Source organism: bacterium (genome assembly GCA_016873475.1).
Lineage (GTDB): Bacteria > Krumholzibacteriota > Krumholzibacteriia > JACNKJ01 > JACNKJ01 > VGXI01.
Genome location: VGXI01000422.1, coordinates 1 through 1526, shown reverse-complemented (window position 1 = coordinate 1526; position 1526 = coordinate 1). Strand labels below are relative to the sequence as shown.

Genomic DNA, 1526 nt, shown 5'->3' with positions numbered 1-1526 from the left:
GCCCCTGGGCAGCACGGTGATCGACGTCGCGGCCAAGGTGCACCGGGAGTTCGTGGAGCGCTTCTCATCGGCCCGCCTCTGGGGGTCGGGCAAGTTCGACGGCCAGACGGTGGACCGGGCGCACCCGGTCGCCGACGGCGATATCCTCGAGTTCCACCTCAAGTAGCGCCGGCCCGCGCCGGCGAAAGGGGTAACGATGACTCGTCTCGCGCTCCTGCTCGCGCTCTGCCTCGCGGTTCCCGCCGCCGCTCAGACGCCGCCCTCGCCGACACCCGAGGATCTCAGCAAGGACTTCGACAAGTTCTGGGAGGACGAGGACTTCAAGGACGACTACCTGGACGGCACGGGCACGGGTGGCGGGCCCGGCATGGTCTGGCGAGAGCTGGACCTGGACGACGCCAACCGCGCGCTCGCCGATGCCGGCCTCATCACGCTACCCGAGAAGACGCTGAGCTGGGGCGGCGCCGGCTGGTTCAGCATGCACAGCGGCGATCGGCTCTTCGTCGCCCTGGGCGGCGGCGGTTACGGCGGCGCCGGCGAGAGCGAGCGGGGCGACGACTTCAGCCGTTTCACGCGCGGCGCCGGCTACTTCGACGTGAAGGGCGTGCTGCCTCTGCACAAGCGGCTCTTCCTGGAGGCGGGTCTTGCCCTCGGCGGCGGCCGCAGCGAGCTCACCGTCGAGCGCACCGCCGACTCGGGCCTCGTGGAAGTCTACCTGCGCGGCGAGCAGCTCTTTCTGCTCCTGCGTCCGCACTACGGGCTCGATCTGCGCCTGGCCCGCTGGGCGGGCGTGCTGGTCGAAGGCGGCTACGAGCTGACCAGCGGCGACTGGACGCTGGAAGGCGAGTCTGCGCTGATCGATGCGATCGACCTGGACGAAGGCAGCGGGCCCTACTTCGCGGCGACCATCCGCTTCGGGATCTAGCCACAAAAAAGCGCCGCGGCCCGAGGGCCGCGGCGCAATGCTCTGCTTCCGTAAGCGAGAGACTAGTACAGGGCCTTGACGGTCGAGATCGAGGCATCCTCGGTCGCGACGCCGCACTGCGTGTTCAGGGTCACGTAGTCGGCCAGCATGTTGTCGTTGCTGGCGCCATCGGGGCAGGCGGTCCACTCGAGGCAGAGGTTCACGGTCTGGCCGCAGTAGGCCGCCAGGCTGATGTTGCCCCAGAACGCGCTCGCGTTGTTCCAGGTGCCGTAGGTGTGCTCGGACAGCTGCATCGTGTGGCTCCACACGGTGTTGCCATTGGCCTTGACGTAGACGGTGCCGCAGCCACTGTTCACGTAGCCCATCCACTTCCAGTCCAGGTACATGCCATCGATGAAGAGGCTCTGGCAGAAGCCGTTGCTGTTCGGGCCGCCGCAGAAGCCGCCCAGCCAAGCACAGAGAACACCGTCGTACGCGGGATAGCCCCAGACGGAGATCGGATTGAGAATCCAGGAGCAGGTCGTGTTGGTGGTGCAGGTCCAGGCCGAGCCCGCGCCGCACTCGCCGAACTCAAAGCTGCCGTCGTTGACCAGGCCAAAAA

Annotated in this window: 2 protein-coding genes; both read left to right on the top strand. The window is 67.6% G+C overall.

Annotated features, from left to right (window positions below):
* The coding region (locus FJ251_16340; GenBank protein ID MBM4119269.1) for a TGS domain-containing protein at nt 1–166 on the top strand (166 nt) is incomplete at its 5' end.
* Between the two features lie 30 nt (nt 167–196).
* Nucleotides 197–925 carry a hypothetical protein gene (locus tag FJ251_16335; protein ID MBM4119268.1) on the top strand — a complete coding sequence of 243 codons (729 nt, stop codon included), beginning with the start codon at nt 197–199 and terminating at the stop codon, nt 923–925.
* The last annotated feature ends 601 nt before the right edge of the window (nt 926–1526 follow it).

What these genes read in the sequence shown, in the direction of transcription:
- FJ251_16335 (MBM4119268.1), top strand. Translation starts at nt 197, where the DNA reads ATGACTCGTCTCGCGCTCCTGCTCGCGCTCTGCCTCGCGGTTCCCGCC.